The sequence below is a fragment of the Streptomyces gardneri genome (genome assembly GCF_006539185.1).
GTDB lineage: Bacteria > Actinomycetota > Actinomycetes > Streptomycetales > Streptomycetaceae > Streptomyces > Streptomyces gardneri.
This window is the reverse complement of the sequence record NZ_BJMN01000043.1, coordinates 58,423-80,499: the sequence shown is the minus strand read 5'-3', so window position 1 is coordinate 80,499 and position 22,077 is coordinate 58,423. Positions and strand designations below refer to the sequence as shown.

Here is a 22,077-nt window from a genome sequence, read left to right as displayed (position 1 = left end):
GCGTTACGATCGCCCGAAACCAGCGCCGGAAGAGGCGCTTTCGGTCAGTCTTGAAGGGACCTCCTCGTGCGCCGGGTATCCAAGATCACCGCCGCGTGTGCTGTCACTGCGGCTCTCGCTCTCACTGCCACTGCCTGCGGGGAGTCCTCCACCGGGGACAGTGGCTCCGACAACGGCGACATCAAGGTCGGCATGGCCTACGACGTTGGTGGTCGTGGCGACAACTCCTTCAACGACTCCGCCGCGCGCGGCCTGGACAAGGCCAAGGCCGAGCTCGGTGTCGAGACGAAGGAGCTCACCGCGAAGACCGGTGAGACCCCCGCCGACCGTGAGCAGCGCCTCTCGTCCCTCGCCGAGGGTGGCTTCAACCCGGTCATCGGTGTCGGCTTCGCCTACAAGGACGCGATCGACAAGGTCGCGGCCAAGTACCCGAAGACCACCTTCGGCCTGGTCGACTCGGTCTCCGAGGCGAAGAACGTCGACTCGATCGTCTTCACCGAGGAGCAGGGCTCGTACCTCGCCGGTGTCGCGGCCGCTCTGAAGTCGAAGGACGGCAAGATCGGCTTCATCGGTGGTGTCGACACGCCGCTGATCAAGAAGTTCGCCGCCGGCTTCCAGCAGGGCGTCAAGGACACCAAGCCGGCCGCCTCGGTCACGATCCAGTACCTGTCCACCGGTACGGACTTCTCCGGCTTCGGCGCCCCGGACAAGGGCAAGGCCGCTGCCAAGGGCATGCTCGACAAGGGCATCGACGTCATCTACGCCGCCGCGGGCGGCTCGGGTGCCGGCTCCATCGAGGCCGTCGCCGGCAAGCCGGGCACCTGGGCGATCGGCGTCGACTCGGACCAGGCCAAGGACCCGGCCCTGTCCAAGTACGCCGGCTCGATCCTGACCTCGGTCGTCAAGAACGTCGACACCGGTGTCTACGAGCTCGTCAAGTCCGTCAAGGACGGCAAGCCGATGACCGGCACGCACACCTACTCCCTGGCCGAGAACGGTGTCTCGCTGACCACCACGGGTGGCCACGTCGCGGACATCCAGGCCCAGCTGGACGCGGCCAAGAAGAAGATCGTCGACGGTCAGATCAAGGTCGCCACGACCCTCTGACACACGTCGGAAAGGGGGCCCGGAGAGCGGCTTCGGCCGACACTCCGGGCCCCCTTCACACGTATGTCCGCGGGCAGTTGAACGATTTTCCTGACGCTACGCGCGTAGCGTCGTGGCCCACAGGGTATTTTTCGCCACCGACAGCGCCTGCGTCCCCGCCTTGTCCTCCCACGCTCCCTGCCTTGGAGAGTGCGTCATCAAAGCCTCCAGCACCAGCAGTCCGAACGCCGTAGAACTCCGCGGCATCACCAAGCGTTTCCCCGGCGTCGTGGCCAATCACGACATCGACATCACCGTGCGCCGCGGCACCGTGCACGCCCTCGTGGGCGAGAACGGCGCGGGCAAGTCGACGCTGATGAAGATCCTCTACGGCATGCAGAAGCCGGACGAGGGCACCATCACCGTCGATGGCGAGCAGGTGACGTTCAACAGCCCCGGCGATGCCATCGTCCGCGGCGTCGGCATGGTGCACCAGCACTTCATGCTCGCGGACAACCTCACCGTCCTCGAGAACGTCGTCCTCGGCTCCGAGAAGCTCTACGGCATCGGGGACAAGGCCCGCGCCAAGATCAAGGAGATCTCCGACGCGTACGGCCTCGGTGTCCGTCCCGACGTCCTCGTCGAGGATCTCGGTGTGGCCGACCGCCAGCGTGTGGAGATCCTCAAGGTCCTCTACCGCGGCGCCCGCACCCTGATCCTCGACGAGCCGACCGCCGTGCTCGTCCCGCAGGAGGTCGACGCGCTCTTCGACAACCTGCGCGAGCTCAAGGCCGAGGGCCTCACGGTCATCTTCATCTCGCACAAGCTGGGCGAGGTGCTGTCGGTCGCCGACGAGATCACCGTCATCCGGCGCGGCACCACGGTCGGCACCGCCGACCCCAAGCAGACCACCACCAAGCAGCTCGCCGAGCTGATGGTCGGGGCCGAGCTGCCCTCCCCGGAGACCCGCGAGTCGACGGTGACGGACGTGCCGATGCTGACGGTCCAGGACCTGTCGCTGAGCGCCGTCGACCCCGACGGCGTGGTCCGCGCGGTCCTCAGCGGCATCTCCTTCACCATCCACAAGGGTGAGGTGCTCGGCATCGCGGGCGTCGAGGGCAACGGTCAGTCGGAGCTCGTCGACACGATCATGGGCATGCGCACCGCCGACGGCGGCGTGGTGACCCTGGACGGCGCCGACATCTCCGCCGCCCCGACGCGCAAGCGCCGCGAGGACGGCATCGGCTGCATCCCCGAGGACCGCCACCGGCACGGTCTGCTCCTGGAGGCCCCCCTCTGGGAGAACCGCATCCTGGGGCACGTCACCGAGAAGCCCAATTCCAAGGGCGCCATCCTCGACCTCAAGGCCGCCCGCAGGGACACCGAGCGCATCGTCCGCGAGTACGACGTCCGTACCCCCGGCATCGACGTCACCGCGGCCTCCCTCTCCGGCGGAAACCAGCAGAAGCTGATCGTCGGCCGCGAGATGAGCCACGACCCCAAGCTGCTGATCGCCGCGCACCCCACCCGGGGCGTGGACGTCGGCGCGCAGGCGCAGATCTGGGACCAGATCCGCGAGGCGCGCCGTGAGGGCCTGGCGGTCCTGCTGATCTCCGCCGACCTGGACGAGCTGATCGGCCTCTCCGACACCCTGCGCGTGATGTACCGCGGCCGGCTCGTGGCGGACGCCGACCCGGCGACGATCACCCCGGAGCAGCTGGGCTCGGCCATGACCGGCGCAGCCGCCGGTCACCTTGAGCACGATGAGAGCCCTGAGAGCCCTGCGGGCGCTGAGGGCACCGACGGCCCGGAGGACGAGGCCCGATGAAGAAGTTCGACAAGGAGCGGGTGCTCCTGGCGATCGCGGCGCCGGTGCTCGCGATCGTCGCCGCCTTCCTGATCACCGCCCTGGTGCTCGCGGCCACCGGCAAGGAGCCGTTCAGCGCCTTCGGGATCATGTTCGACTACGGCGTCAAGTCCGACAGCCAGGTCTACATCATCAACAAGGCGACGACGTACTACCTGGCGGGCATCGCGGTGGCCATCGGCTTCCGCATGAACCTGTTCAACATCGGTGTGGACGGCCAGTACCGTCTCGCCGCCTTCTTCGCCGCCGCCGTCGGCGGCGCGCTGACCCTGCCGGGCATCATCCAGATCCCGCTGATCATCGTCACCGCGATGATCGTCGGCGCCATGTGGGCGGGCGTCGCGGGTCTCCTCAAGACCACTCGCGGTGTCAGCGAGGTCGTCTCGACGATCATGCTGAACTTCATCGCGACCGCGATCATCGGCTACCTTCTCCAGCCCGGCCGCCTCGGCCACCTGGACGCGGCCGGTACGAAGGTGGCGACGACCCCGCTCCCGGAGTCCTCGCACTTCTTCGAGTTCCCGACCACGCCCACCCCGATCTACGGCTTCGTCGTCGTCGCGGCCATCGCGGGCATCGGGTACTGGTTCACCCTCTCCCGCACCCGCTTCGGCTTCGACCTGCGGACCGTCGGCCAGTCCGAGACGGCCGCGTCGGCGAGCGGTGTCAACGTCAAGAAGATGGTCGTCACGTCCATGCTGATCTCCGGCGGCATGGCCGGTCTGATCGGTATGCCGACGCTGCTCAACGACTCGTACGAGTTCGGCGGCGACTTCCCCGTCGGCATCGGCTTCACCGGTATCGCCATCGCCCTGCTCGGCCGGAACCACCCGATCGGCATCGCGCTCGCCGCGATCCTCTGGGCGTTCCTGGAGCGCGGCGGCCAGCAGCTGGAGTTCGAGAACTACGACCGGGAGATCGTCGGCGTCATGCAGGGCGTGATCGTCCTCTGCGTCGTCATCGCCTACGAGGTCGTCCGCCGCTACGGCGTCAAGCGCCAGCAGCGACAGGTCGGCGAGAAGCTCGCGGCACAGGCCCGTTCCAACGACACGACGGAGGTGTCGGCGTGAGCGCCACGGCGACTTCCACTCCGCCGCCCGCGGCCCCCAAGGCGGCCGGCGGCAAGGGCGGCCGTACCCGCCTCACCCTGCCCTGGATCCTCCTGATCGTCGCGGGCGGGCTCATCGCCCTCTCCGCCGTGCGGGTCATCACCGGGGCGCAGGACCTCACCTCGGCCGGCCAGATCAGCGCCGCGCTCTCGCTCGCCGTGCCGATCGGCCTCGCCGGTCTCGGCGGTCTGTGGGCCGAGCGCGCGGGCGTGGTCAACATCGGCCTCGAAGGCATGATGATCCTCGGCACCTTCTTCGGTGCCTGGGCCGGCTGGCAGTCCGACCCCTGGATCGGCATCCTCGCCGGCATCCTGGGCGGCATGTTCGGCGGTCTGCTGCACGCGGTCGCGACCGTCACCTTCGGTGTCGACCACATCATCTCCGGCATCGCGATCAACATCCTCGCGGTCGGTGTCACGACGTACTTCGCCAAGCTGTGGTTCAACTCCGGCGAGGCGGCGGCCAAGGGCGGCAGCCCGAAGCAGTCCCCGCCGGCCGATGACATCACCTCGATCACCGTGTCGGGCCTGTCCGACTGGCTCGCCGACATCGAGAAACACCACTGGTTCCTGATCTCGGACATCGCCGGCATCCTCGGCGGCCTGGTCACCAACGTCTCGCTGGTGACGATCCTCGCGGTGCTGCTGGTGATCGGCACGTACTTCGTGCTGTGGAAGACCTCGTTCGGTCTGCGGCTGCGCTCCTGCGGCGAGAACCCGATCGCGGCCGAGTCCCTCGGCGTCAACGTGTACAAGTACAAGTACATCGCCGTCATCGTCTCGGGCGGCCTGGCCGGTCTCGGCGGTGCCTTCCTCTCCCTGGTCACCTCGCACATCTACAACGAGGGCCAGACCGGCGGCCGTGGCTACATCGGCCTCGCGGCGATGATCTTCGGCAACTGGCGGCCGGGCGGTCTCGCGATGGGCGCGGGTCTGTTCGGCTTCGCCGACGCGCTCCAGCTCCGCAGCGGCGGCGAGTCCGTGCACGCGCTGCTCCTGCTGCTCTTCGCCGTCCTCGTCGTCCTGGCGGCCTGGAAGGCGTACAAGAAGCGCTGGATCACGTCCTCGATCAGCATCGTCATCGGCGTCGGCGTCCTCATCTGGTACCTCGGCACCACCACGGTCCCGGTCGAGTTCGTCAGCGCGACCCCGTACGTGGTGACCCTGCTGGTCCTCTCGCTCTCCGCGCAGCGCCTGCGGATGCCGAAGGCCGACGGCATGCGGTACCGCAAGGGCGAGGGCAAGTGACGACGGCCCTTCCCGAGGCCGACTGGGAGACCCTGCGGGTCGCGGCGCGCGAGGCCATGTCCCGCGCGTACGCCCCCTACTCGGGCTACCCGGTCGGCGCGGCGGCCCGCGTGGACGACGGGCGGACGGTCTCCGGCTGCAACGTGGAGAACGCCTCCTTCGGGCTCGGCCTGTGCGCCGAGTGCGGTCTCGTCTCGGAGCTCCAGGCGACCGGCGGCGGCCGGTTGACGCACTTCGTGTGCGTGGACGGCCTGGGCGAGTGCCTCGTCCCCTGCGGCCGGTGCAGGCAGCTCCTGTTCGAGTTCGGCGGCCCCGAGCTCGTCCTGGAGACGCCCGCCGGCCTCCTGACCCTGGCCGAGATGCTGCCGCAGGCCTTCGGCCCGGACCACCTTCGCAAGTAACACCTCGGAGCGGCCCTTCCGGCACGATGGAAGGGCCGCTCTCCCTTTTCCCCTCTATGCGCGTAGAAAGAGGAACCACCATGGACGTCATCTCCGTCATCCGCACGAAGCGGGACAAGGGCGAGCTGAGCCCGGAGCAGATCGACTGGGTCATCGACGCCTACACCCGCGGCGTCGTCGCCGACGAGCAGATGTCCGCCCTGGCCATGGCGATCCTGCTGAACGGCATGAACCGCGCGGAGATCGCCCGCTGGACCGCCGCGATGATCGCCAGCGGCGAGCGCATGAACTTCGACGCGCTCTCCCGCCCGACCGCCGACAAGCACTCCACCGGCGGCGTCGGCGACAAGATCACCCTCCCGCTCGCCCCGCTCGTCGCCGCGTGCGGCGCCGCCGTCCCGCAGCTCTCCGGCCGCGGCCTCGGCCACACCGGCGGCACGCTCGACAAGCTGGAGTCGATCCCCGGCTGGCGCGCGCTGCTCTCCAACGACGAGATGCTGCACGTCCTCGACACCACGGGCGCCGTCATCTGCGCGGCCGGCGACGGCCTGGCCCCGGCGGACAAGAAGCTCTACGCCCTCCGTGACGTCACCGGCACCGTCGAGGCCATCCCGCTGATCGCCTCCTCGATCATGTCGAAGAAGATCGCCGAGGGCACCGGCTCGCTCGTCCTGGACGTCAAGGTCGGCACCGGCGCCTTCATGAAGACCATCGAGGACGCCCGCGAGCTGGCCTCCACCATGGTCCAGCTCGGCACCGACAGCGGCGTGAAGACGGTCGCGCTGCTCACCGACATGTCGACCCCGCTCGGCCTGACCGCGGGCAACGCCCTGGAGGTCCGCGAGTCCGTCGAGGTCCTGGCGGGCGGCGGCCCGGCGGACGTCGTCGAGCTGACGATCGCGCTCGCCCGCGAGATGCTCGACGCGGCCGGCATCAAGGACGCCGACCCGGCGAAGGCGCTCGCCGACGGTTCCGCGATGGACCACTGGCGCCGGATGATCGCGGCCCAGGGCGGCGACCCGGACGCCACCCTCCCGGTCGCCCGCGAGCAGCACGTCGTCACGGCCCAGGCGTCCGGCGTCCTGACCCGCCTCGACGCGTACGACATCGGCGTCGCCGCCTGGCGCCTCGGCGCGGGCCGCGCCCGCAAGGAGGACCCGGTGCAGGCGGGCGCGGGCGTCGAGCTCCACGCGAAGCCGGGCGACACGGTGACGGCGGGCCAGCCGCTGCTGACCCTCCACACCGACACCCCGGAGAAGTTCGACTACGCCCTGAAGTCCCTGAACGACTCCTGGGACATCGCCCCGGCGGGCACCGCCTTCACGGCGAACCCGATCGTGATGGACCGCATCGCCTGAGACCGCGCGTGACGGGAGCCGGTGCGGGTCACGACCGCGCCGGCTCCCCGAGCAGCCCCGGCAGCTCGCGCATGTCGTCGAAGACGACCGTCCGCGGGCCCATGAGGCGGTCCGCCCTGGTCAGGCCGCCGCAGTAGCCGAAGGCGCGCATGCCGGCGGCGCGGGCGGCCCGGACGCCGTAGGGGCTGTCCTCGACGACCGCGCAGCGCTCCGGTGCGACGCCCATCGTGGCCGCAGCGTGCAGGAAGAGGTCCGGGGCGGGCTTGCCGCGCGAGACGTCGCGGGCGCTGAACATCCGGCCCTCGAAACGGTCGAGCAGCCCGGCCCGGCCCAGGTTCTTGCGGATGCTGCTGTGGCTGCCGTTGGAGGCGAGGCAGTACGGGACGGCCAGCGCGTCCAGGACACCGGTGACGCCCTCGACGGCCGTCAGCTCCGCGTCCAGGGCGTCCTCGTACCGCTGCTTGAAGGGAGCCTGCCAGCCGGGCTCCAGGGCGCCACCCCTGCGCTCCTCCACGATCGCCGTGAGCATCTCGTGGGAGGAGCCGACGAAGAGGTCCGCCATCTCCGTCTCGGTGAACTCCGCCCCGAGCGAGGCGAACACCTCCCGGTCCACGCGGCAGTAGATCCGCTCGCTGTCCACCAGAACGCCATCGCAGTCGAAGATCACCAGTTCGACAGGTTCGTGAGTCATGATCGAGAGCGTAGAGGTGCGCGGGGGACCGGCGGCGATGAGTTCCGGAGCCCGGGACGGTCTCAAGGCATGTGGACACCAGTCAGCCGCTCGTCGTGACCCTGCCCGCCCGCCCCACCCGGGGCGAGGTGGCCCTCCTCTGCGCCGAACTCGGCGCGGCCCCGCCCGGTGACGTCGTCTGCGAGGTCGGCGCGCTCGCGCCCGCCGACCTCTCGGTCGTCGACGCCCTCGCCCGCCTGAAACTGGCCGCGAACCGCCGGGGCCACCGCATCCGCTTCCACGGAGCAGGACCGGAACTCCAGGCCCTGCTCCAGCTGACCGGCCTCGACGGAACGCTAGGGCCTGTCTGACAATTCCCGTCGGGTCCGGCCCGCCCGGCACGCACGCTCGGCGCACGGCCGAAACGCCCAAGTAGCTCCTTCCCCAAGCTCTCGACTCCGCTCGAGCAGGGGAGACCCCATCGAGGGCGCCCCGACCGCACGCCGATCGCACGCACCGAACGACCCGGCCTGATCCGACGCCAATTGTCAGACAGGCCCTAGGCGTCTAGCCGCGCCGGCAGGTCGAAGAGCGGGAACCAGCGCTCGGTGTCCAGGAAGAAGTCCATCCCGGCGACCTTGCCCTCGCGGACCTCCAGGACGATCAGCGCCCACGGCGAGAAGCCGCCCGCCGGGTCCGGGTGGTACTGCGCGAACGCCGGGGAGCCGTTCGCCACGGTCGGCACCAGCTTCGAGCCGGCGCAGACCTCGCCGACGCCCAGCATCCAGCCCACGATGTCGTCGTGCCCCTGGAGCCAGAGGTCGTACGGCGGCATGGACATGGTCGCGTCCTCGTGGAGGAGCGCGGTCAGCGCCTTCATGTCGTAGCCCTCGAAGGCGGCCACGTACCGCTCCAGGAGCGCCTTCTGCTCCTCGTCCAGCGGGTTCGCCGGGTCGGAGGCGGCCGGCGCCTGCTCGGCGAGGGTCGCGCGGGCCCGCTGGAGGGCGCTGTTGACCGAGGCGACCGAGGTGTCGAGGAGCTCCGCGACCTCGCTCGCCTTCCAGGCGAGCACCTCGCGCAGGATGAGCACGGCCCGCTGCTTGGGGGGCAGGTGCTGGAGGGCGGCGACGAAGGCGAGCCGGACGCTCTCGCGGTGCACGGCCGTCTCCGCCGGGTCGGCGACCGACGGCAGGACCCGCCCGTCCGGGACCGGCTCCAGCCAGGTGATCTCCGGCTGCTTGACGAGCTGCGCCTGGGCGACCGGGGTCGGGGAGGTCAGATCCATCGGCCGCGCTCTCTTGTTGCCCGCGTTCAGCGCGTCCAGGCAGACGTTGGTCGCGATCCGGTAGAGCCAGGACCGCAGCGAGGAGCGGCCCTCGAAGGAGTCGACGGCCTTCCAGGCGCGCACCATCGTGTCCTGTACCGCGTCCTCCGCCTCGAAGGAGGATCCGAGCATCCGGTAGCAGTAACCGGTCAGCTCCCTGCGGTACTTGTCGAGTTCTTCGGTCGTCACGGTCGCGGCGTCACTCATCGGGACCACACCCCACTCACCCCTCACCGGCACCCGTTCGGTGCCGGTGAGAGGGAAGCTACCGCAGCCGACTGACAGCCGGGGTCACGTTCCCGGCTTGCGCCCGTAGATGAAGACGTCGTCGCCGTTCCGGAGCATGCTCCAGTACTTCTTGGCGTCGGCCGGGCGCATGTTGACGCAGCCGCCCGAACCCGGCGGGTTCCACATGGACTTGGTCGTCGAGTGGAAGGCCTGGCCGCGGTCGAAGAACTGCGCGTACGGCATGGAGACGTTGTAGAGCGTCGACCAGTGGTTGATGTTCCGCCAGTAGATCTTCTTGGAGCCCGTGCGGGTCTCCGTGCCGTCCTTGCCCGTACGCACCGGCACCGGCCCGTACTTGAGGCGCGAGCCGTCCTGGATCCAGGTCAGCTGCCGCGTCAGGTCGACGCAGGCGATCCGGCCCTTGTTGGTCGGACACTTGCGGGCGGCGTTGGGGTTGGTCCCGGCCGCCTTCTGCTGGAGCATCGTGTTCATCGTGCGCCAGGTGATCGTCCCCGCGTACCCCGCGGCCGGGGTGATGCCGTGCTTCGACTGGAACGCCTGGATGGCCTTGCAGTCGGCGAGCGACTGGCGGCCGTCGACCGTCCGGCCGAGGAACTTCTCCACCTGCTTCTGGTACGGCCCCGTCGTCACGTTGCAGGACGCGGCCTGCGCCGGAGCCGTACCGAGCGCGATCGTCATCGGCACCACCAGCGCCGTGAGACCGGCGGTGACGCCTGCTCTCTTGCCTATTCGCCTCGTGATTCGCTTCATTTCCGTCATCTCCCCCTTGGGTCCTGACAAGGAGGACGCTCGAAGGAGCGAGTCAGTTGCAGGCTGCGGCGAGCTGTGGCCGGCGGGCCGCGACCCGGGCGCTGTGGCTCCCGTAGAGGGTCACGGACACGACGCCGAGGACCGCGACGAGGCCGATCAGAACCGTCCCCGCCCAGCCGCCCGCGTGGTAGGCGATGGCGCCGAGCGTGCCGCCCGCGCTGCTGCCGAGGTAGTACGCCGACTGGTAGAGCGCAGAGGCCTGCGCCCGGCCCGTCTTCGCCGTGCGGCTCACCGAGGAGGAGGCGACCGCGTGGCCCGCGAAGAAACCGGCCGTGATGAGGACGAGCCCCGCCAGGACGGCGGCGAGCGAGTCGGAGAGCGACAGCAGCAGGCCGGCGGCGGTCGTGGAGACCGCCAGGTAGAGCGCCCCGCGCCGGCCGAGCCGGCCGACGAGCTTCCCCGCGGCGGCCGAGGCGACCGTACCGACCAGGTAGACCAGGAAGATCGAGCCGATCACGCCCTGCGGGAGCGAGAACGGCGCCTCGACCAGGCGGTAGCCGATCACGGTGTACACCGCGCCGAAGACCGTCATGAACAGCGCGCCGATCACGTAGAGCCGGACGAGCAGCGGGTCGGACAGATGCGTCCGCACGGCGCCCGCCAGCGCCTTCGGGTTCAGCGTGCCCGGCGTGAAGTGCCGTGCCTTCGGGAGCAGCGCCCGGAAGGCGATCACGCAGAGCAGCGAGGTCAGGCCGACGGCGGCCAGACCCGCGCGCCAGCCCCACATCTGGGCGACCCAGCCGGTCACGATCCGGCCGCTCATGCCGCCGATCGAGTTGCCCGCGACGAAGAGGCCGATCGCCGCGATCAGCGCCTTGGGGCGGACCTCCTCGGCGAGGTACGCCATCGCGGAGGCCGGGAGCCCGGCGAGCGCGGCGCCCTGGAGGGCGCGCAGCGCGATCAGGGTCTCCAGGTTCGGCGCGAGCGGCACGAGGAGCGAGACGGCGACGGCGACCGAGAGGGAGGCGGTCATCATCGCGCGCCGCCCGAAGCGCTCCGAGAGGGCGCTGAGCGGCAGGACACACAGGGCGAGGGCGCCGGTCGCGGCGGAGACCGTCCAGGAGGCGGCGGACGCGGTGGCGCCGAACTCGGCCGAGATGGCCGGGAGGAGGGCCTGCGTGGAGTAGAGGAGGGCGAAGGCGGCCAGTCCGGCGGCGAAGAGCGCGAGGCTCGTCCGGCGGTAGCCGGGGGCTCCGGGGGAGAGGCGGGTGTCGGCGGACGCGCTGGTGGCGGCCGCCTTGGTACTGGCGGGAGGCATGTCACGAACGTAGGACGATCCGTTTCATGCGTCCAATGCACGGAACTGCTGTAATCGTTCCCATGGCGCATGAGTACAGGTCACAGCCTCGACTGTCACCGAACAGTAACGAAGAAGACATGGGACTGCTGCTGGCCCCGCGGCTCGCGTACTTCGCCGCCGTCGCCCGGCACGAGCATGTGACCCGGGCCGCGGCCGAGATGGGCGTGCCGCAGTCGACGCTCTCCCGGGCGATGGTCCGGCTCGAACAGGACCTCGGCGTCGCCCTCTTCGCCCGCCGCGGCCGCACGGTCTCCCTCACCCCGGCCGGCCGCCGCTTCCTCACCGCCGCCGAGAAGGCGCTCACCGAGGTCGAGCGGGCCGCCGACACCGTACGGGCCGATGCCGACCCCACCGCCGGCCGGGTCGCCTTCGGCTTCCTGCACACGATGGGCTCCGAGACCGTCCCCGGGCTCATCCGGGCCTTCCGCGTCGACCACCCGAAGGTCCGCTTCACCCTCGTCCAGAACTACGGCGAGGCCATGATCGAGCGGCTCAGGGCGGGCGACCTCGACCTCTGCCTGACCTCCCCGGTGCCGGACGCCCCCGACCTGGTGGCCCGGCGCCTCGACGAGCAGCGGCTGCGGCTCGTCGTCCCGGACGACCACCGGCTCGCGGGCCGCCGCCGCGTCCGCCTCGCCGAGGCCGCCGACGAGACCTTCGTGACCCTGGAGCCGGGGTACGGGCTCCGCCGCATCACCGACGACCTGTGCGCCGAGGCCGGCTTCAAGCCCCGCGTCGCCTTCGAGGGCGAGGAGGCCGAGACCCTGCGCGGCCTGGTCGCCGCGGGCCTCGGCGTCGCCCTGCTGCCGCCGCCCGCCGTCCCGCGCCCCGGCGTCGTCGAACTGACCGTCACCGCGCCGCGCGCGGTCCGCGAGATCGGCGTCGCCTGGCTCGACGGCCACCCGGACACGGCCCCGGTGGCCGCCTTCAAGAAGTTCCTCCTGAGCAGACGCGGCCACCTGCTGCCCAAGGACTGAGAACCCCCACCGCACCTTTCTGCCGGGGGCCTTCCGGCCGGGGGGCCCGCGAAACCGTGCGGTCACCGGGTCGTTAGCCCGGCGTGCCCGCCGCCCCTTTTCATCCCGTTCCCGGACCGTCCGGGTTGCCCCTGCTCGGGAACCTTCCCGCCTTCCGCCGTGATCCTTTGGCGTTCTTCGCCCATCTGCGGGACGACTTCGGGGATGTGGTGCGCTGGTCGCTCGGTTCCCGGCGGCTGACCCTGCTCTCGCATCCCGAGCACATCGCGGAGCTGTTCGGTGGCAGCCAGGAGCAGTTCCGGCCCGTCGACATCAGCTGGGTGTTCAGGCAGCTCGTCGGTGACAGCGTCATCCTCAGCCAGGGCGCCGACTGGCGCCGCAAACGCGATCTCGTCCAGCCGGCCGTTCGCCCCCGGCAGGTGCGCGGGTACGCCGCCACGATGGTCGACTGCGCCATGGACGCGGCGCGGGGCTGGGCGGACCGGCAACGGATCGACGTGGAGCAGGAGATGAACCTCCTCACCCAGCGGATCGTGGTCCGCACCCTCTTCGGCAACGACCTCGGGGACCGGGCCCGCGCCGTCGCCGACGCGATGGAGGTGGCGGCGCTCGAACTGGGCGCCGAGCTGCGCGGCATCGGGATGCTCCTGCCGGACTGGGCGCGTACGCCGGCGCGACGACGGGTCCTCGCCGCGGTCGAGACGATCGACGCCGAGGTCGGCCGGCTCATCCGCGCTCGCCAGGCGGCGGAGTGCGGGACCGGTGACGGGGCCGACGCCTTGGGCATGCTGCTCGCGGCCCGGGACGAGGAAGGCAACCGGCTGACCGCGCGGCAGGTGCGGGACGAAGCGGTGACCCTCTGGGGCGCGGGTCACGAGACCACGTCCGTCGGGCTCACATGGTGCTGGTACCTCCTGTCGGCCGCGCCGGAGGTACGGGACCGGCTCACCGCGGAGCTCGACAGCGTCCTCGGAGGGCGTCCACCGACCTTCGACGACTACGACCGGCTCGTCTGGACCAGACAGGTCGTCAAGGAAACCCTCCGGCTCTACCCGCCCGTGTGGGTCGTCGTCCCCAGGATCACCCAGGGCGGCGCCACCCTGGGCGGGGAGCCGATTCCGGACGGGACGACGCTCTGCTGCAGCCCCTGGTCCACGCACCGGGACCCGCGCTGGTTCCCCGACCCGGACGCCTTCCGCCCCGAACGGTGGGACGCGGACCGGAAGGACGCCGCGTCCGAACAGGCGTGGTTCCCGTTCGGCGGAGGCGCCCGTACGTGCCTCGGCGCGCGTTTCGCCCTGGTCGAGATGGCGCTCGTCATCGCGACCCTCGCCCAGCGGTTCCACCTGGACATCGACCCCGGGGTGGTCGGGACCGCGCCCGGGCTCCAGCTCCGGCCGGCCACGGCGATGCGCGCCACTCTTCGCGATCGCGAGCTCTGCCTGTCCGGCAACTGAGCCGGACGGACGCCTAGGGCCGCCGGGACGAGCCCCCGAACCCCACCGCGAGCGGCATCCGCAGGCCCAGCGGCGGGGGCGCGGCCAGCGCGTCCGTCACGGGCCGGGCCACCGGCCGGGCGAAGAGCGCGCCGAGCGTGAAGTCCGCGGCGAGCGCCTGGACCTCGGCCGCGTACTGGCGCAGCGCGTGCCCGTCCGAGTGCACCTCGAAGCGGCACGTGTCGCGGTTCGTCTTCTTGGCCCGCGCCGCGAAGCGGAACGACAGCTCGGGGTCCGTACGGGCGTCGTTCGTGCCGTGCACGATCAGCACCCGCCGCCCCGCCAGCTGCCGCACCGGCTCGGGCTCCGCCGCCACGTCCTCCTCCGGCAGCCACGGGGCCAGCGCGACGACCGCGCCGACCGCGTCGTGCCCGGCGGCCCGCAGCGCCGCTCGCGCGCCCATCCCGTGGCCGACGAGGCAGACAGGGACGTCTCCGTAGCGGCGTACGGCCTCGTCGACCGCCCAGGTGGCGTCCGCCGCGAGCTCCGCGTCCGCGCCGTTCCAGCCGCGCCCCCGGTAGCGCACCACATGGCCGACGAGCCCCTCCGCCCGCCCTGCCCTGACGAGGGTGCGCCCGACGGGCAGGACGCCCAGGTGCGCCCGCGCCGAAGCGCGCCGTGCCGACAACGGCTCGCCGTCCGGCAGGAGCAGCACCACGCCGCCCACCGCCGCCGACAGGGAACCTCCAACGGGGCGGCCGAGCCGGGGTCTCCGGGTCTCGGACGGCCCCACGAGTGCGTAGTGCGCCATGGTGGAACAGTCTCAGAAGCCGAGGTGTACACCACCCGTACACGCGGTCACTGTTACGTATCGCCGTGGGACCGAACGACCGGCGCTGCCAAGCGCGTTCGAAGCGGGTGGCGCTGCCGCTCACCGAGCTTCCCGGGGCGGCGGCCCGTCCCGCGGGCCGCCGCTTCACTCACCCGGTGGCTGCCGTCTTCCCCGTGGCGGCCGTCGTGCCGGTGGCAGCCGGCGTGGCCGTGGCGGCCGTCGTGCCGGTGGCAGCGGTCTCGCCGGTCGTACCGAGGAGCGCGCCCGTGTTGATGAGACCCCTCGTGCCGATGAGCCCGCTCGTGTCGAGGATCCTGGCCGTGTCGAGGAGCGAGACGTCGCCCAGGAGCTCCGGAGCGAAGCTCAGCGTCTGCGTGCAGGCGCCGAACGTGCCCTTGCAGCTGTCGGTGAGGGTGTCGCCTTCTCCGCCGAGGGCGTGTGACGTACCGACCATGCCGAGCGTCAGGGCGCCTGCCGAGACTGCGACGAGCAGTCCGCGGATGATTCGCATGCCACGTCCTTCCATGGTGTCGGCGGGATTCGGCTCCCGCCGTGAAGGCTCCACGTAACCGTGAGCCGGCGGGGCCCGGAGGGTTCTGAAGTGGTGGTGTCCTCTCATCGGCCCAATAAGTCGTATGCGCGGAGGTCTGATCGCGGTCCCGTCACCCCCCCACGCTGTTGACGCGCTACGAGGCGATCCGCGCGGCGATCCGAACGCCCTTCCGGCGCCGCGACCGGGCGCAGGAAACCGCGCGCTCTACGCGCGTAGGCGCTAGAGTGCGGCAATGACGAGCCAGATCCCCAACGTCCCCACCGCGGATCAGATCCGCCGTGCCCCGAAGGTGCTGCTCCACGACCACCTCGACGGCGGACTGCGCCCCGGCACGATCGTCGAACTCGCCCGCGAGCAGGGCTACGACCAGCTTCCCGAGACCGAGCCGGACAAGCTCGGCATCTGGTTCCGGGAGGCCGCCGACTCCGGCTCCCTGGAGCGGTACCTGGAGACCTTCGCGCACACCTGCGCCGTCATGCAGACCCGCGAGGCCCTGGTCCGCGTCGCCGCCGAGTGTGCGGTCGACCTCGCCGAGGACGGGGTCGTGTACGCGGAGGTGCGCTACGCACCGGAACAGCACCTGGAGGCCGGTCTCAGCCTCGAAGAGGTCGTGGAGGCCGTCAACGAGGGCTTCCGGGAGGGCGAGCGGCAGGCCAGGGCCGGCGGCCACCGCATCCGGGTCGGCGCCCTGCTCACCGCCATGCGGCACGCGGCCCGCGCCCTGGAGATCGCCGAACTCGCCAACCGCTACCGCGACTCCGGCGTCGTCGGCTTCGACATCGCGGGTGCCGAGGCGGGCTTCCCGCCCACCCGCCACCTCGACGCCTTCGAGTACCTCAAGCGCGAGAACAACCACTTCACGATCCACGCGGGCGAGGCCTTCGGACTGCCCTCCATCTGGCAGGCGCTCCAGTGGTGCGGCGCCGACCGGCTCGGGCACGGTGTCCGGATCATCGACGACATCGAGGTCGCCGAGGACGGCTCGGTGACCCTCGGCCGGCTCGCCGCCTACGTCCGCGACAAGCGGATCCCGCTGGAGATGTGCCCCTCGTCCAACCTCCAGACCGGCGCCGCCGCCTCGTTCGCCGAGCACCCCATCGGTCTGCTCCGCAAGCTGCACTTCCGGGCCACGGTCAACACCGACAACCGGCTGATGAGCGGTACGAGCATGAGCCGGGAATTCGAGCTGCTGACCGAGGCATTCGATTACACGCTCGACGACATGCAGTGGTTCACTGTCAATGCGATGAAATCAGCGTTCATCCCTTTCGATGAACGGCTGGCCATGATCAATGAGGTCATCAAGCCCGGATATGCCGAGCTCCGGTCCGAATGGCTGTTCCAGCAGACCGCCACGACCAGCGAGTCTTCCCGTACGGCGGGCTGAGCGCGGCCCTTCCGCGGGGCGAGGAGCGGCCGGGTGAGCACGACACCCGGCCGCTTTCCGGTGTTTGCGATGGCGATGTCCGGTGGTTAGGTTGCAGAGCCGCTGCATTCCCAGGATTTCCCCTCCCGGCTTTCCCCGAAGCCCCCGGATTCCCCAAGGAAGAGATTTTCAGATGACGCAGTCTGCCGCCAAGAAGCTCGGTGTCGCCGCTCTCGGTGCCGCTTTCGCCGTCGCCGCCGCCGGTACGGCCTCCGCAGCGCCGTCCCTGCCGCTCGGCGCCGACGCGCTGGGCACGGTGACCAAGGCCGTCCCGCTGGGCGACGGCCTCACCACGCTCCCCGACGGCGCCGGAGAGTCCCTCAGTGCCGGTCAGGGCGCTCTCGGTCAGGGCCTCGACCAGGGTGTGAAGACCCTCCCCGCCGCTGCCGGCCAGGCCACCCAGAGCCTGCCGCTCGACGCCGCGGCCGGCGGCCTCGGCGCCACCCCGCTGGGCGGCCTCCTCGGCGGCCTGCCGCTCGGCGCCCTGCCGCTCGGCTGACCGCAGCCGCACACGCCGAAGAGGCGCGCACCCGGTCTCCCGGGTACGCGCCCCTTCGGCGTGTGCGCCGACTACCAGGCCGTCGTGCTCGCGCCCTTCTCCGCCGGCAGGAAGATCCACAGGCCCAGGTAGAGCAGGAACTGCGGTCCGGGCAGCAGGCACGAGACCAGGAAGATCAGGCGCATCGTCCACGCGGAGATGCCGAAGCGCCGGGCCAGCGCCGCGCACACTCCGCCGATCACGCGTCCGTTGAGGGGGCGGGCAAGTGCGGCCATGGTGGGCTCCTTCGGAGTCGTCTCCGGGAGCCGCTACGTCGGGCTCCCGATGACTCCATACTGCTGCCGGGAGGGGGTCCGGGGCGTCGGTCTACCGGGCGATCGGGACCCTGGGAATCGTCGGGGTCGAACCCTGAGCCGTCTCGTTCCGCAGCAGGGGGGAACCCTCACGCGACCCCGTACCCACGGAGGACTCCGGCTGCCCGGTCTCCGACCTGCGGCGCAGTCGGGACCGCCCGAGGGGCACGAACACGACATGGGCGAGCGCCACCCCGGCGGTGTTCAGGAGTACGGAGTCGACGTCCACGACCTGACCCGGTACGGCGGTCTGCAGCAGCTCCACGGCCAGTGACACCAGCGCGCCGGCGGCGGTCGTCCGGGCCAGCGAGGCCCAGCGGGAGACGTCGAGCCGCCCGTCGGCCATCGGGAGCAGCACCCCGAGCGGGGCCAGGAGCAGCAGTCCCTCGCCGATCAGCCGGGCCGCCTCGACGCCGCCGAGGGCCAGATCGGCCCGCAGCCCGGCGAACGGGATCGTGTTCGGCGGGGTCACCCAGGCCACGTCGCGTGGTCGCAGGCTGACCCAGGCGACGAGCAGCAGATGCGCGAGGAGGAGGACGAACCCCGCCACGCGGACGACCACGGCGGCACTGCCGCCCGAACCTTGACGCTGCACGCCCCCCAAGACGCCCACCGCGGCGGAATCGGTTCCGCCGGTCCGTATCCGGTCCGTATCCGGTCCGAATCCGGTCCGAATCCGGTCCTCATTCGGCCCGGTGAGGCGCTCACGGAGCCGGTAGCCGAGCCGGTGGCCGAGGAGCTCGCCGAGCAGGCCCCGGGCTCAGCCCGTGGGCGTCGCCACCGAGACGCTCGGCACGGCCGTCGGCGGGGTCGACTCCGGGCGCTCCCGCAGCTCCGTCGTGCACTGGTAGCGCTTCGGCGCGTACGGGCCGGGGCCGCCGAGGAGGACCGTGTGGTCGCCCGCGCCCGCCGAGCTCGCCGAGAAGGTGCAGACGATCTGCGAGAGCGCGACCGGCGTCAGGTCCTCGGGCTGCCGGCTCAGCCGCAGCGTGCCCGCCGGGTCGCCCTTGTGCCCTGCGCCGACCACGAGCGGACCGCGCACCGCGGTAGTGAACCCGGCCTGCCGCTCGTCGTCGGAAGGCTCGGCGAGGAGCTGCGCGAGCAGCCCCTTGGCCGTCACCACCGGGTCACCGCCCGCCTTCTCCTCCGGCAGCGGCGTCCTGCGGTCCACGGCCTCCAGCTGCGAGCCGCACACCAGGAACACCCGGACGGGCACGCCCTGCGCGGCCGAGGCCGAGGTGCTCTCGCCGGTCACGCTGCACGGGACCCGGGACGGGGCCGCCCCCGCGTCGACCGGCACGGACGTCGTCCTGATGCCGCAGCCGGTGACGAGCGCGGTGAGCGCGGCGGCCGCCAGGACGCCCGTACCGGCCCTACGGCCGAAGTTCCGGCGTCTCACGCTTCCTCCACCTCGCCCTGGCTGCTGCGGGTCTGCACCTCGCGGGTGATCCCCGAGGCGTCCAGCGGCAGCCGCAGCACGAACACCGCGCCGTCGACCTTCCCGTCCTCGCCGACCGAGTTCGCGGCCGTGATCGAACCGCCGTGGATCAGTGCGTTCTCCATGGCGATGGAGAGGCCGAGCCCGCTGCCGTCCGACCGGGGCCGGGAGGCGCTCGCCTTGTAGAAGCGGTCGAAGACGTGCGGCAGGACCTCCTCGGGGATGCCGGGCCCGTGGTCGCGTACCGCGATGACCAGCTCGTCGTCGTCCGTGCGGACCGAGACCCGGACCGGCGAACCGCCGTGCTTCAGCGCGTTCCCGATGAGGTTCGCCAGGATCACGTCGAGGCGGCGCGGGTCGAGCGGCGCCACGATCCCGCGCTCGGCGTCGAGGTCGACCGCGTCGAGCCAGGCCCGCGCGTCGATGCACGCGGTGATCTGGTCGGCGATGTCCACGTCGTCGAGCACGAGCCGGGCGGTGCCCGCGTCGAAGCGGGTCACCTCCATCAGGTTCTCCACCAGGTTGTTGAGGCGATGGGTCTCGCTCACGACCAGCGCCACCGCGGGGGCGATCATCGGGTCGAGCGAGTCCTGCTCGTCCTCCAGGACCTCGGTGACGGCGGTCAGCGCGGTCAGCGGCGTCCGCAGCTCGTGCGACATGTCGGCCACGAAGCGCCGGCTGGACTCCTCCCGCGCGCTCATGTCCGCGACCTTCTTCTGCAAGGACTCGGCAGCGCTGTTGAACGTCCGGGTCAGATCGGCCAGTTCGTCCGCGCCGGTGACCCGCAGCCGGGTGTCGAGCTTCCCCTCGCCGAGCTGCTTGGCCGCCTCGCCGAGCCGGTGCACCGGACGCAGCACGGTCGTCGCCGCGACCTGCGCGAGCAGCACCGACCCCGCCACCGCGAGCGCGGTCGCGATCCCCAACGACCAGGCGAGCGAGTTCAGATCGGCCTTCTCCGCGGCCAGCGACTTGAACATGTACCCGGCGGGCCCGCCGCCGTCGATCCGCGTCCCGCCGACCAGGTACGGCACCCCGTCCCGCTCCGTACGCTGCCAGAACAGGTGGTACGGATACGGGTTGGCCTCCGTCACCTGCCGCTCGGTGTCCACGGCGTCCCGCAGCGAGCGCGGCACGTCGGCCAGTGTGAAGTCGTCCGGGTCCGAGGCGCCGACGATCGGCTTACCCACGGCCCGCTCGCCGAGCAGCAGCACCTGGTAGTTCGCGGCGCTGCCGCCTGCCATCTGCTCGGCGGTCCGCCGCAGATCGTCCTCGGTGGGCCGCAGCGGCAGCGTCGCCGCCCGGTTCTGCATCTCCTGCCGGAAGTCGTTGAGCGCGCCGTCCTGGGTGCGGGTCAGCACCGCCTCACGGTTGAGCCAGTACGCGATGCCGGAGGCGGAGACGGCTGCGGTGAGCGCGACCAGGGCGAAGACGACGACGAGCCGCAGCCGCAGGCTGGAGAGCCGCAGCCGCGCGAAGATCCCCTTGCTCACGCAGGAACGTCCAGCCGGTAACCGACGCCCCGGACCGTGCGGATGAGCGTCGGCGAGGACGGCACGTCCTCCACCTTGGCGCGCAGCCGCTGCACACAGGCGTCGACGAGCCGCGAGTCGCCCAGGTAGTCGTGCTCCCACACGAGCCGCAGCAACTGCTGCCGGGAGAGCGCCTGTCCGGGCCGCCGGCTCAGCTCCAGGAGCAGCCGCAGCTCGGTCGGGGTGAGCTGGAGGTCCTCGCCGTTCTTGGTGACCGTCATCGCCGACCGGTCGATCACGAGGGAGCCGTACGTCGCCGAATCGGTCGACTCCCGCTCGCCGCGCCGCAGTACGGCCCGGATGCGGGCGTCGAGGACCCGGCCCTGCACCGGCTTCACGACATAGTCGTCGGCGCCGGACTCCAGGCCCACGACCACGTCGATGTCGTCGCTGCGGGCGGTCAGCAGGATGATCGGCAACTGGTCGGTGCGGCGGATCCGCCGACAGACCTCGAAGCCGTCGATGCCGGGCAGCATGACGTCGAGCACGACCAGGTCCGGCCGCTGCTCGCGCAGCAGCTGGAGGCCGTCCTCACCCGTCGCGGCGGTGGCCACCCGGTGACCCTGCCGGGACAGGGACAGCTCAAGAGCCGTACGGATGGCGTCGTCGTCCTCGATCAGCAACAGAAAAGGCACGTCGTCATTCTGTCCCATGCGGCCGTCCGAGGACGACCGCTCGTGGACTCGCTTCTGACCCGTCTCCTGTGACACGGCTGTGACAGTCGGCGGACAACGCCATGAAGTCCGATGGGCAAGCTTCTTGGCACACGGACCGAAACACACTCCAACCGACGGGGGGCGCGAGATGAACGCACTGCACAGCACCACCTCAAGCGCAGTTGTCACGCGTCTCCACGACGTCGTACGGAGCACCGAGAAGTCCGGCGCGGTGAACGGGCGGGGGTGCGTTCGCAGCGTCGGGCGTCAGCGCAAGGCGCCTTACATGGTCGCCATTGCTGACGGGGGAGCGGCGTACGGGGAGGTCACGGGGGAGCGTTCCTGTTCGGAGGCCGAGTTCACGGCCTACGTCCAGGAGCGTCGTGCCTCCCTGTACGCCACCGCCTACCACCTGACCGGTGACCGTTTCGAGGCCGAGGACCTGCTCCAGAGCGCGCTGTTCTCCACGTACCGCGCCTGGGACCGGATCAGTGACAAGGCCGCGGTCGGCGGATACCTCCGCCGGACGATGACCAATCTGCACATCAGCGCGTGGCGCCGGCGCAAGCTCAACGAGTACCCGACCGAGGAGCTCCCCGAGACGGTGGGCGAGACGGACGCGATGCGCGGCACGGAGCTGCGCGCGGTGCTGTGGCAGGCGCTGGCCCGACTGCCCGAGCTCCAGCGGACGATGCTGGTGCTGCGCTACTACGAGGGCCGGACCGATCCGGAGATCGCGGAGATCCTGGACATCAGTGTCGGCACGGTGAAGTCGAGCATCTGGCGCTCGCTGCGGCGACTGCGCGAGGACGAGGTGCTGAGCTTCGGCCGTGACGAGGAGGAGTCCTTCGGCGAGCTGGTGGCCTGAAGGCGGGGGGAACGACCCACGGGGCCCACGGGGGAAACGGGGCCTGCGGGGGACACGGGGGAACCGTACGGGGGTACGGGGGAAACACG

The 22,077-nt window shown here is 71.1% G+C and carries 23 protein-coding genes; 12 read left to right on the top strand and 11 right to left on the bottom strand.

The window, feature by feature from the left end; all coding sequences use genetic code 11:
• The first annotated feature begins 66 nt into the window (after positions 1 to 66).
• The 6 genes from SGA01_RS30085 to SGA01_RS30060 all read left to right on the top strand — a co-directional run bounded on the left by SGA01_RS30085 (position 67) and on the right by SGA01_RS30060 (position 7,068).
• Positions 67 to 1,107, top strand: coding sequence for a BMP family lipoprotein (locus SGA01_RS30085; RefSeq protein WP_141300324.1), 1,041 nt, complete (start codon positions 67 to 69; stop codon positions 1,105 to 1,107).
• 196 nt (positions 1,108 to 1,303) lie between these two features.
• A complete protein-coding gene (locus tag SGA01_RS30080; protein ID WP_141300362.1) occupies positions 1,304 to 2,914 on the top strand; it encodes an ABC transporter ATP-binding protein in 1,611 nt (536 codons plus the stop codon).
• Positions 2,911 to 4,023 carry an ABC transporter permease gene (locus SGA01_RS30075; protein WP_141300322.1) on the top strand — a complete coding sequence of 371 codons (1,113 nt, stop codon included), beginning with the start codon at positions 2,911 to 2,913 and terminating at the stop codon, positions 4,021 to 4,023. Before SGA01_RS30080 ends, SGA01_RS30075 begins: the two co-directional genes overlap by 4 nt.
• Positions 4,020 to 5,309, top strand: coding sequence for an ABC transporter permease (locus SGA01_RS30070; RefSeq protein WP_141300320.1), 1,290 nt, complete (start codon positions 4,020 to 4,022; stop codon positions 5,307 to 5,309). The genes SGA01_RS30075 and SGA01_RS30070 overlap by 4 nt, the downstream gene beginning before the upstream one ends.
• Positions 5,306 to 5,710: a cytidine deaminase gene (locus SGA01_RS30065; RefSeq protein ID WP_141300318.1), complete on the top strand. Its 405-nt coding sequence runs from the start codon at positions 5,306 to 5,308 to the stop codon at positions 5,708 to 5,710. Before SGA01_RS30070 ends, SGA01_RS30065 begins: the two co-directional genes overlap by 4 nt.
• An 80-nt stretch (positions 5,711 to 5,790) precedes the next feature.
• Entirely contained in the window at positions 5,791 to 7,068 is a 1,278-nt protein-coding gene (locus SGA01_RS30060; RefSeq protein ID WP_055641702.1) for a thymidine phosphorylase, read from the top strand.
• 28 nt (positions 7,069 to 7,096) lie between these two features.
• Here the strand turns inward: SGA01_RS30060 and SGA01_RS30055 are convergent, their stop codons facing one another.
• Entirely contained in the window at positions 7,097 to 7,759 is a 663-nt protein-coding gene (locus SGA01_RS30055) for an HAD family hydrolase (protein ID WP_141300316.1), read from the bottom strand.
• A 71-nt stretch (positions 7,760 to 7,830) separates the two neighbouring features.
• Here SGA01_RS30055 and SGA01_RS30050 point away from each other — a divergent pair, with 71 nt between their 5' ends.
• The gene (locus SGA01_RS30050; RefSeq protein ID WP_141300314.1) at positions 7,831 to 8,109 is read left to right on the top strand and encodes an STAS domain-containing protein; all 279 of its coding nucleotides are present in this window, start codon (positions 7,831 to 7,833) and stop codon (positions 8,107 to 8,109) included.
• A 188-nt stretch (positions 8,110 to 8,297) separates the two neighbouring features.
• Here SGA01_RS30050 and SGA01_RS30045 read toward each other — a convergent pair whose 3' ends face one another.
• The 3 genes from SGA01_RS30045 to SGA01_RS30035 all read right to left on the bottom strand — a co-directional run bounded on the left by SGA01_RS30045 (position 8,298) and on the right by SGA01_RS30035 (position 11,379).
• Positions 8,298 to 9,269: a sigma-70 family RNA polymerase sigma factor gene (locus SGA01_RS30045; RefSeq protein WP_141300312.1), complete on the bottom strand. Its 972-nt coding sequence runs from the start codon at positions 9,267 to 9,269 to the stop codon at positions 8,298 to 8,300.
• A gap of 84 nt (positions 9,270 to 9,353) precedes the next feature.
• Complete coding sequence (locus tag SGA01_RS30040) at positions 9,354 to 10,061, bottom strand: L,D-transpeptidase (protein WP_055646060.1); 708 nt, start codon at positions 10,059 to 10,061, stop codon at positions 9,354 to 9,356.
• A gap of 52 nt (positions 10,062 to 10,113) precedes the next feature.
• The gene (locus tag SGA01_RS30035) at positions 10,114 to 11,379 is read right to left on the bottom strand and encodes an MFS transporter (RefSeq protein WP_141300310.1); all 1,266 of its coding nucleotides are present in this window, start codon (positions 11,377 to 11,379) and stop codon (positions 10,114 to 10,116) included.
• Between the two features lie 62 nt (positions 11,380 to 11,441).
• On the opposite strand from SGA01_RS30035, the gene SGA01_RS30030 reads away from it, so the two are divergent.
• Positions 11,442 to 12,398 carry a LysR family transcriptional regulator gene (locus tag SGA01_RS30030; protein ID WP_141300308.1) on the top strand — a complete coding sequence of 319 codons (957 nt, stop codon included), beginning with the start codon at positions 11,442 to 11,444 and terminating at the stop codon, positions 12,396 to 12,398.
• An 83-nt stretch (positions 12,399 to 12,481) separates the two neighbouring features.
• Complete coding sequence (locus SGA01_RS30025; RefSeq protein ID WP_141300306.1) at positions 12,482 to 13,855, top strand: cytochrome P450; 1,374 nt, start codon at positions 12,482 to 12,484, stop codon at positions 13,853 to 13,855.
• Between the two features lie 13 nt (positions 13,856 to 13,868).
• On the opposite strand, the gene SGA01_RS30020 is transcribed toward SGA01_RS30025, so the two are convergent.
• Both SGA01_RS30020 and SGA01_RS30015 read right to left on the bottom strand, forming a co-directional pair.
• A complete protein-coding gene (locus SGA01_RS30020; RefSeq protein WP_141300304.1) occupies positions 13,869 to 14,645 on the bottom strand; it encodes an alpha/beta hydrolase in 777 nt (258 codons plus the stop codon).
• A 169-nt stretch (positions 14,646 to 14,814) separates the two neighbouring features.
• Positions 14,815 to 15,177: a hypothetical protein gene (locus SGA01_RS30015; RefSeq protein ID WP_141300302.1), complete on the bottom strand. Its 363-nt coding sequence runs from the start codon at positions 15,175 to 15,177 to the stop codon at positions 14,815 to 14,817.
• 274 nt (positions 15,178 to 15,451) lie between these two features.
• On the opposite strand from SGA01_RS30015, the gene SGA01_RS30010 reads away from it, so the two are divergent.
• Both SGA01_RS30010 and SGA01_RS30005 read left to right on the top strand, forming a co-directional pair.
• The gene (locus tag SGA01_RS30010) at positions 15,452 to 16,606 is read left to right on the top strand and encodes an adenosine deaminase (RefSeq protein WP_141300300.1); all 1,155 of its coding nucleotides are present in this window, start codon (positions 15,452 to 15,454) and stop codon (positions 16,604 to 16,606) included.
• A 172-nt stretch (positions 16,607 to 16,778) separates the two neighbouring features.
• Positions 16,779 to 17,144, top strand: a complete 366-nt coding sequence (locus tag SGA01_RS30005; RefSeq protein WP_141300298.1) for a hypothetical protein — start codon at positions 16,779 to 16,781, stop codon at positions 17,142 to 17,144.
• A gap of 71 nt (positions 17,145 to 17,215) precedes the next feature.
• On the opposite strand, the gene SGA01_RS30000 is transcribed toward SGA01_RS30005, so the two are convergent.
• From SGA01_RS30000 to afsQ1, 5 genes are all read right to left on the bottom strand, one after another.
• Positions 17,216 to 17,419: a PspC domain-containing protein gene (locus SGA01_RS30000; RefSeq protein ID WP_141300296.1), complete on the bottom strand. Its 204-nt coding sequence runs from the start codon at positions 17,417 to 17,419 to the stop codon at positions 17,216 to 17,218.
• A 91-nt stretch (positions 17,420 to 17,510) separates the two neighbouring features.
• Positions 17,511 to 18,092, bottom strand: a complete 582-nt coding sequence (locus SGA01_RS29995; protein ID WP_141300294.1) for a VanZ family protein — start codon at positions 18,090 to 18,092, stop codon at positions 17,511 to 17,513.
• A 165-nt stretch (positions 18,093 to 18,257) separates the two neighbouring features.
• On the bottom strand, positions 18,258 to 18,896 hold the full coding sequence (locus tag SGA01_RS29990) for a hypothetical protein (RefSeq protein WP_141300292.1): 639 nt from the start codon (positions 18,894 to 18,896) through the stop codon (positions 18,258 to 18,260).
• Positions 18,893 to 20,425 (bottom strand): ATP-binding protein, encoded by a 1,533-nt coding sequence (locus SGA01_RS29985; RefSeq protein WP_141300290.1) that lies wholly within the window; start codon positions 20,423 to 20,425, stop codon positions 18,893 to 18,895. The genes SGA01_RS29990 and SGA01_RS29985 overlap by 4 nt, the downstream gene beginning before the upstream one ends.
• Entirely contained in the window at positions 20,422 to 21,099 is a 678-nt protein-coding gene (afsQ1, locus tag SGA01_RS29980; protein WP_017239746.1) for a two-component system response regulator AfsQ1, read from the bottom strand. Before afsQ1 ends, SGA01_RS29985 begins: the two co-directional genes overlap by 4 nt.
• A gap of 169 nt (positions 21,100 to 21,268) precedes the next feature.
• Here afsQ1 and SGA01_RS29975 point away from each other — a divergent pair, with 169 nt between their 5' ends.
• On the top strand, positions 21,269 to 21,988 hold the full coding sequence (locus SGA01_RS29975; protein WP_024755347.1) for a SigE family RNA polymerase sigma factor: 720 nt from the start codon (positions 21,269 to 21,271) through the stop codon (positions 21,986 to 21,988).
• The last annotated feature ends 89 nt before the right edge of the window (positions 21,989 to 22,077 follow it).